This window comes from Brevibacillus sp. AY1, assembly GCF_029870785.1.
Classification (GTDB): Bacteria; Bacillota; Bacilli; order Brevibacillales; family Brevibacillaceae; genus Brevibacillus; species Brevibacillus invocatus.
This window is the reverse complement of record NZ_JAFLPN010000075.1, coordinates 1-7,162: the sequence shown is the minus strand read 5'-3', so window position 1 is coordinate 7,162 and position 7,162 is coordinate 1. Positions and strand designations below refer to the sequence as shown.

Below are 7,162 nucleotides of genomic sequence, written 5' to 3'. Positions count from 1 at the left end.
TCTCCATATAACGATTTTACCAACAAATAGAGGGGCTTGCGCCCCTCAAAATTATATACTTTCCTATATAGTAAGAAAACCTCTATCGAGGCCTATTCAGGGAGGAGCGACCGCGTTTTAGCGGAATGTTTTACCGAAATAATGCTAGATGCAGACTGCAGACGCTGAGGCACCTTGTCATGCAATTAAACTTTCTTACACGTAGAAAAAAGCCGCGTAGGCGCGGCTCTCTCTCATTAAATGATTGGTTTCTTAGCAGGTATTCCAGCTTTACGAGGATAATTTTTCGGCGTGTGCTCCACCTTTTCCATAATGACGATGTTCCGCTCCCCTGCATCCTCCATGAGATGAAACGATTCCACTTTGCGTGTTTTGCCGCCCAGTGTTTTAATCGCCTTTTTGGCTTCGTTCAACTCAGGTGTGATCTCAGAGCCTTTTAAAGCAATAAAATGGCCCCCGACTTGAGCAAAAGGCAGGCAGAACTCAGACAACAAATTCAAACGGGCAACTGCACGCGCCACAACCAATTGGAAGGCTTCTCGATATGCAGGTTCCTGTCCGCGATCCTCGGCACGGCCGTGTACCGGATATACATGCTCCAGCCCGCACTCATTTGCAACATGCTGCAAAAAGCTCATCCGTTTGTTCAATGAATCGATAATCGTCATTTTCAAATGAGGAAAACAAATTTTCAGAGGGATGCTGGGAAAGCCAGCACCTCCCCCGATATCTACCGCCGATTCGACCTGGTCAAAGGGAAAGTAGAAAGCAGGTGTTATCGAGTCGTAGAAATGCTTGTTGTAGACCTGCCCCTCTTCTGTTATCCCAGTCAAATTCATCTTTTCGTTCCATTCCACCAGCAGGCGGAAATAGAGATCGAATTGCTCCATCTGCTGGGCAGACAGTTCAATTCCTTTTGCATATAAAGCCTTAGCAAACTCTTCTCTTGTCATCCGGTACTCTCCTTACTCAGCCGCTCCTACGCGATTGTACTGTTCCAGATAAATCATCAAAACAGAAATATCAGCAGGATTGACTCCGGAGATACGTGCCGCCTGCCCAATATTCAACGGACGAATCCGACTCATGTTGTCGCGAGATTCCTTCGCCATACCGGAGATTTTGTGATAATCGATATCTTCGGGTATGCGCCGCTCCTCCATCTTTTTCATCCGCTCTACCTGCTGCAGCGATTTGCGAATATATCCATCGTACTTGATTTGAATCTCTACCTGTTCCGTGACATCCTCAGAAAGCTCGACTGGAGCAGGTGCCATTTGAGCGATATGGTGGTAGTTCAACTCTGGGCGACGCAACAACTGAGCCAGTTCGATCACTTCTGTCAGCTCAGGGGAACCCGCCTCGCGCAAAACCTCTTGCACATGTGCCATATCCGGGCGTACACGCGTGTTGAGCACACGTTCCTTTTCCTGTTCGATGAGATCACGTTTTTGGGTAAAGCGCTGGTAACGCTCATCGCTGATCAAGCCAATCTCGTGGCCAATATCAGTCAGACGCAGATCCGCATTATCGTGGCGCAATAACAGGCGATATTCAGCACGCGAAGTCAACAGACGATAAGGTTCATACGTCCCTTTTGTGACCAGATCGTCAATCAGTACGCCAATATAGGCCTGTTCCCGCCCCAGAATAACGGGAGGTTTGTCCTGTACTTTTCTGGCGGCATTGATTCCAGCCATCAGGCCTTGGGCAGCAGCCTCTTCATAGCCGGAAGTACCATTGATTTGTCCCGCTGTAAAAAGGCCCGGCAGCAATTTTGTTTCCAATGAAGGCCACAGTTGAGTAGGATCGACAGCATCGTATTCAATGGCATAGCCTGGACGCATCATTTTCGCATTCTCCATCCCAACCATCGAGCGAAGCATCGAAAGCTGCACATCTTCGGGCATACTCGTGGACAGCCCTTGCACATACATTTCTTCCGTATTCCGTCCTTCTGGCTCAAGGAAAATCTGATGGCGTGGCTTGTCGTTAAAACGGACTACCTTATCCTCAATCGATGGGCAGTAACGTGCTCCCGCTCCCTCGATCGTTCCCGAATACATCGGTGCCCGATGCAGGTTGCTGTTGATCAGTCCATGCGTCTCCTCGTTGGTATACGTCAGCCAGCAAGGAAGCTGGTCGGTATTAAATTCAGTCGTTTCATAGGAAAAGGCGCGCGGAACCTCATCACCTGGCTGAATTTCCATTTTGCTGAAGTCCACACTGTGCTTGTGAACCCGCGGTGGTGTACCTGTCTTGAAGCGCTTCAATTCAAAGCCGAGCTCCTTGAGGTGATGCGCCAGTCGGATAGATGGACGCATGTTGTTCGGGCCGCTTTCGTATTGCAGGTCACCCAGAATAATTTTCCCGCGCAAATAGGTGCCTGTCGTCAGTACGACTGCCTTAGCACGATAAATCGCGCCATTCTGTGTCAAAACGCCCTCACACACGCCATCGTTGACGATCAATTCGTCAACCATCGCCTGACGAAGAAGCAAATTCGGCGTATTTTCGATCGTTCTTTTCATTTCATGCTGGTACGCAAATTTGTCAGCCTGTGCGCGCAAAGCATGAACAGCTGGCCCTTTTCCCGTATTCAGCAGCCGCATTTGGATGTGGGTTTTATCCGTATTCCGGGCCATCTCGCCACCCAGAGCGTCCAATTCACGAACCACATGCCCTTTCGCAGGTCCCCCTACGGATGGATTGCAGGGCATGAAAGCAACAGCATCGAGGTTGATAGTCAATAGCAAGGTTTGGCAACCCATCCGAGCAGCTGCCAGCGCGGCTTCACTACCCGCATGGCCCGCTCCGATCACGATCACGTCAAACGAGCCAGCTTCATAGGTCGGTACTTCGTTCATCTGTAAACCCTCCTTTGTTCCTCTATTTCCTATTTACCCAAACAAAACTGGGAGAAAATCTGGTCAATGAGATCCTCGCCGACGCTCTCGCCGATCACTTCACCTAACAGCTCCCACGCTTTTTTAATATCGATTTGAATCATATCGACAGGCATCAACTGATCGATTCCCGTCAATGCATCGTCCATCGCCCGTTCCGCTTGACGCAGCAGATTGATGTGACGTGCGTTGCTCACATAGGTCAAATCATCCTGCTGTACACGTCCTGTGAAGAAAATATCGGCGATTGCCTGCTCCAATAAATCAATTCCCGTCTCCTTCTGCGCGGAAGTCATGATCAGCGGCTGGTCAGGGAAATGACGCTTGATCTCCTCCAGATCGATTTGCTGAGGAAGATCGAATTTATTTACGATGACAATGACCTGAAAGCCTTTGGCCGTTTCAAAAATAGCATAGTCATCCGGCCCCAGCTTCTCGTTGTAGTTGACGACGAGCAGCACCAGATCAGCCTTTTTCAATAGCTGCCTGGACTTTTCGACACCGATTTTCTCCACGACATCCTCTGTATCGCGAATACCAGCAGTGTCGATCAAACGCAACGGTACTCCACGTACATTGACGTACTCTTCAATCACGTCCCGCGTCGTTCCCGCTACGTCCGTAACAATCGCCTTCTCCTCCTGAACCAGGCTGTTTAACAGAGAGGATTTCCCGACGTTGGGACGTCCGATAATAGCGGTTGACAGGCCCTCACGCAGGATTTTTCCCGGCTTGGCTGTCTGCAGCAGCCGCCCTACCTCTGCTTTTACCTCCAGGCACTTCTCGCGCAGGAAATTTTGCGTAAATTCCTCTACATCGTGCTCGGGATAATCGAGCGTTACTTCTATATGAGCCATCGCTTCAATCAGGTTTTGCCTCAGCTGTCGGATCAAACGGGACAGCTTTCCCTCCACCTGGTTGAGCGCTACTTTCAATGCGCGATCAGTCTTTGCACGAATCAAATCGATTACAGCCTCTGCCTGAGACAAGTCTACACGTCCATTTAAAAATGCACGCTTCGTAAACTCTCCCGGCTCCGCCAATCGGGCCCCGTGATCCAGGATCAGCTCCAGCACCCGCTCGACCGATACGATTCCTCCGTGACAGTTGACCTCAACAACATCCTCCCGCGTAAACGTTCGCGGTGCCTTCATGACGGAAACCAGCACTTCTTCCACCCGATCACCTGTCTGTGGATCTACCAGATAACCGTAGTGAATCGTATGCGTGTCCACAGTGGACAACTTCTGTTTCCCTCGATATATATGATCCACAACTTCGATCGCTTCCGGTCCACTTACCCGGATGACGGCAATCCCTCCCTCACCCATCGGTGTGGCAACTGCCGCTATCGTATCGAATTTCATTGTTACTCACCTCTTGCTTTCCAGACCAAACGAGTCAGCCACTAACTTACTAGCTTAACAGATCCAGCTTAAAAATTCCAAGTGAAAACTGCATCCCAAACGCTTTCCAGCACATGCCAACAACAATAAGCAACCTTCATTTTCCAAGGTTGCTAGCGTATTGGTTATCCACAGTATGATCCTTTTTTCGTACCGCCAACCCTTGCAGTACTTATCCACAGTGGACAAGTTTTTTGTCACCTAAGAGGGCTATTGGAGATATCCCCAACCCATTGTACCAAAAAATTTCTGTCCTGCGATGAGGAATTTCCATAAGAAAACCTCGATCGATTCATGCTTGAGGACGAGCGAACCGACAACCCCATTTTAGCGGAAAGCTTTTGACGGAACTGTATTACGCATAGGACACGAGTTTCGCTTCTACGATCTTTCGCTATTCCTTTTGCGCTTTGGCGCACATTAACGTTTCGTTTCAAACTCAAAAAAAAAAAGAAGCCTAGCGAGAGGCTCCTTTTGCGGCAATAACGATATATCGATTGGGTTCGTCCCCTTCGCTAAACGTCACCACATCATGACGTTTTTGCAAAAAGGCGTGAATCACTTTGCGTTCAGCAGCTGACATGGGCTCCAAACGAACGTTCTGTTTGGTGGAAATGGCCTTCTTCGCTACCCGGTCAGCCAGCTGCTCCAGTGTTTCCTTGCGGCGCAGCCGGTAATTTTCAGCATCCAACGTGATACGAACATGTTTGTCCGCATGACGGTTAGCTACGACATTTACAAGATACTGCAGTGAGTCAAGAGTTTGTCCCCTGCGGCCAATAATAATTCCGAGATTGGTCCCCTGGATGTCAAACAGCATGCCTTCTTCGTTGGGACGGGACTCCACCCGAGCATCTACCTTCATTTTGGTCAGTACATCCTGAAGAAAGTTACGTCCCTCTACAACCGGGTCAAAGTGAAATTCCACTTCTACTTTGGCATCCTTGGCGCCGATCAGTCCAAACAACCCTCGGCTTGGCTCCTCGAGCACCCGAACGCTTGCCTTTTCACGAGGCACACCCAATTCTAGCAAAGCTTTCTGCACAGCATCTTCTATCGTTTTAGCCGTAGCAACCGCCTTTTTCACTTGGAGGCTCCCCCCTTAGGAGTTGGCTTTGGATTTTTATCGCCTTTATCACGGTACAGGAAATACGTTTGAACGATGGTGAACAGGTTACCGTACACCCAGTACAGGGAAAGTGCAGACGGCAACGTAACACCAATAGCCAGGATCATCAGAGGCATGATCACAATCATCATTTGCATTTGTGGATTGCTCTGAACTGTTTGTCCCATCATCTTGGATTGCAGATACGTCGTAACGGCTGCAAGAACAGGAAGGATGTAGAACGGGTCCTTGGCACCCAGCTCCATCCAAAGGAACGTTTGGGTATTAATTTCGTGTGTTCGAATGATCGCATGATAGAACGCGATCAGAATCGGCATTTGCACCAGAAGTGGTAAACAACCGGCCAGCGGATTGACGCCTTCCCGTTGGAAAATAGCCATGGTTTCCATCTGAGCTTTTTGCGGATCGTTTTTGTACTTCTCACGGATTTTTTGCATTTCCGGTTGAAGTTCCTGCATTTTCTTGGAGCTTTTAAGCTGCTTGATCATTAACGGCAACACGATGAGTCGGATGATAATCGTAGCGACCAAAATCCCCAAACCGTAATTGTTGCCAAGTATCAAGGCACTCTCTTTGATCAACCAGGACAAGGGGTATACAAAATACTTGTCCCAGATCCCGGTTGCATCTGGCCCGATTGGCTCAGCTGTCGCCGGGTTACACCCAGACAAAACCAAAACAAGCAAGGCCAGCATCAACATGCTGAGGGTACGTCTACTCAAGGGATGATCCTCCTTTTCCCCGCTTCAATAGAGATGTAATGTAATTATTCGCGTTTTTCCGGAACCAGATCGATCCCGCCGGGGTGAAACGGATGGCATTTCAAAATTCGGCGTAATGCCAGCCATCCCCCTTTCAACGCGCCAAAACGTCGTACTGCTTCGATCGCATAATAGGAACAGGTGGGGGCAAATCGGCATGTAGGCGGTTTCAGCGGAGAAATGAACTTCTGGTATCCCCGAATCAGCCAGACCATCATTTTGGACACTGCCTTCACCCTCTTTTTCCATTATGTACGGGTGCTTGTTTGATCACTTTGGCTCGCTTCATTACATGCAAAAGTGACTGCTCAATTGTCTCAAGCGACATCTGCTCCACTCCTGGTCGGGCGATGATTACCAGATCCAGCCCCTGCGGAATGGATGCTTCCAATCGAGCCACCGCCTCGCGAATGAACCGCTTGACCCTGTTGCGGATAACGGCGTTGCCGATTTTTTTGCTTACAGAAATTCCGACGCGAAAGGCAGCTTGTCCCTCCTGCTTGGCAGAATACAAGACAAATTGCTTATTGGCAGCGGAAGTTCCTCGTTGAAACACTGCCTGAAAGTGCTCATTCTTTTTGAGCCGATGCGAACGATGCAAGGTAAACAACCCCTAACATCACAATTATAGTAGAAAAAACAAACAGCATCTACCAGTATATCCTTGTTTCGCCCACTTTTTTCCCTGATAGATAATCGATTGTCAGAAAAACCTAGAAAAAGACAATAAGAAAACCTCTATCCGAGGCGTATCCAAAACGGTCAACCACGATTTAGAGGTTGTTAATTCCGGCAGTTTCTGGCCGAACACCAAGCTTCTATAGAAGGTCTTTTTGTTCTCCTTATACTTTCATCCCTAATAGCGATAGCGAAATTAGGGATGAAAGTATTAGAAAACTTGGCTACGCCAAGCTTTTGGCGGAGCCTTAGTTGCACTTATACTATCTTCCGCTAATCTTT

Annotated in this window: 7 protein-coding genes; all 7 read right to left on the bottom strand. The window is 48.7% G+C overall.

All coding sequences use genetic code 11. The features are described from left to right. Positions 1 to 236: 236 nt before the first annotated feature. Positions 237 to 953, bottom strand: coding sequence for a 16S rRNA (guanine(527)-N(7))-methyltransferase RsmG (rsmG, locus tag JZI27_RS24385; protein WP_280209764.1), 717 nt, complete (start codon positions 951 to 953; stop codon positions 237 to 239). A gap of 12 nt (positions 954 to 965) precedes the next feature. Next, on the bottom strand, positions 966 to 2,867 hold the full coding sequence (mnmG, locus tag JZI27_RS24380) for a tRNA uridine-5-carboxymethylaminomethyl(34) synthesis enzyme MnmG (RefSeq protein WP_280209762.1): 1,902 nt from the start codon (positions 2,865 to 2,867) through the stop codon (positions 966 to 968). Positions 2,868 to 2,896: 29 nt separating this feature from the next. Then, entirely contained in the window at positions 2,897 to 4,273 is a 1,377-nt protein-coding gene (gene mnmE, locus JZI27_RS24375) for a tRNA uridine-5-carboxymethylaminomethyl(34) synthesis GTPase MnmE (protein WP_280209760.1), read from the bottom strand. 496 nt (positions 4,274 to 4,769) lie between these two features. Next, positions 4,770 to 5,399: an RNA-binding cell elongation regulator Jag/EloR gene (jag, locus tag JZI27_RS24370; RefSeq protein ID WP_122909541.1), complete on the bottom strand. Its 630-nt coding sequence runs from the start codon at positions 5,397 to 5,399 to the stop codon at positions 4,770 to 4,772. After that, positions 5,396 to 6,163, bottom strand: a complete 768-nt coding sequence (yidC, locus tag JZI27_RS24365; RefSeq protein WP_122909542.1) for a membrane protein insertase YidC — start codon at positions 6,161 to 6,163, stop codon at positions 5,396 to 5,398. Before yidC ends, jag begins: the two co-directional genes overlap by 4 nt. Positions 6,164 to 6,207: 44 nt before the next feature. Further along, positions 6,208 to 6,420: a membrane protein insertion efficiency factor YidD gene (yidD, locus tag JZI27_RS24360; protein WP_276531912.1), complete on the bottom strand. Its 213-nt coding sequence runs from the start codon at positions 6,418 to 6,420 to the stop codon at positions 6,208 to 6,210. Positions 6,421 to 6,434: 14 nt separating this feature from the next. Beyond that, positions 6,435 to 6,803, bottom strand: coding sequence for a ribonuclease P protein component (rnpA, locus tag JZI27_RS24355; protein WP_122909544.1), 369 nt, complete (start codon positions 6,801 to 6,803; stop codon positions 6,435 to 6,437). Positions 6,804 to 7,162: the final 359 nt, after the last annotated feature.

Coding starts and splice junctions, on each gene's coding strand:
- mnmE (WP_280209760.1), bottom strand. CDS start 4,273: ATGAAATTCGATACGATAGCGGCAGTTGCCACACCGATGGGTGAGGGA.
- rsmG (WP_280209764.1), bottom strand. CDS start 953: ATGACAAGAGAAGAGTTTGCTAAGGCTTTATATGCAAAAGGAATTGAA.
- yidD (WP_276531912.1), bottom strand. CDS start 6,420: ATGATGGTCTGGCTGATTCGGGGATACCAGAAGTTCATTTCTCCGCTG.
- mnmG (WP_280209762.1), bottom strand. CDS start 2,867: ATGAACGAAGTACCGACCTATGAAGCTGGCTCGTTTGACGTGATCGTG.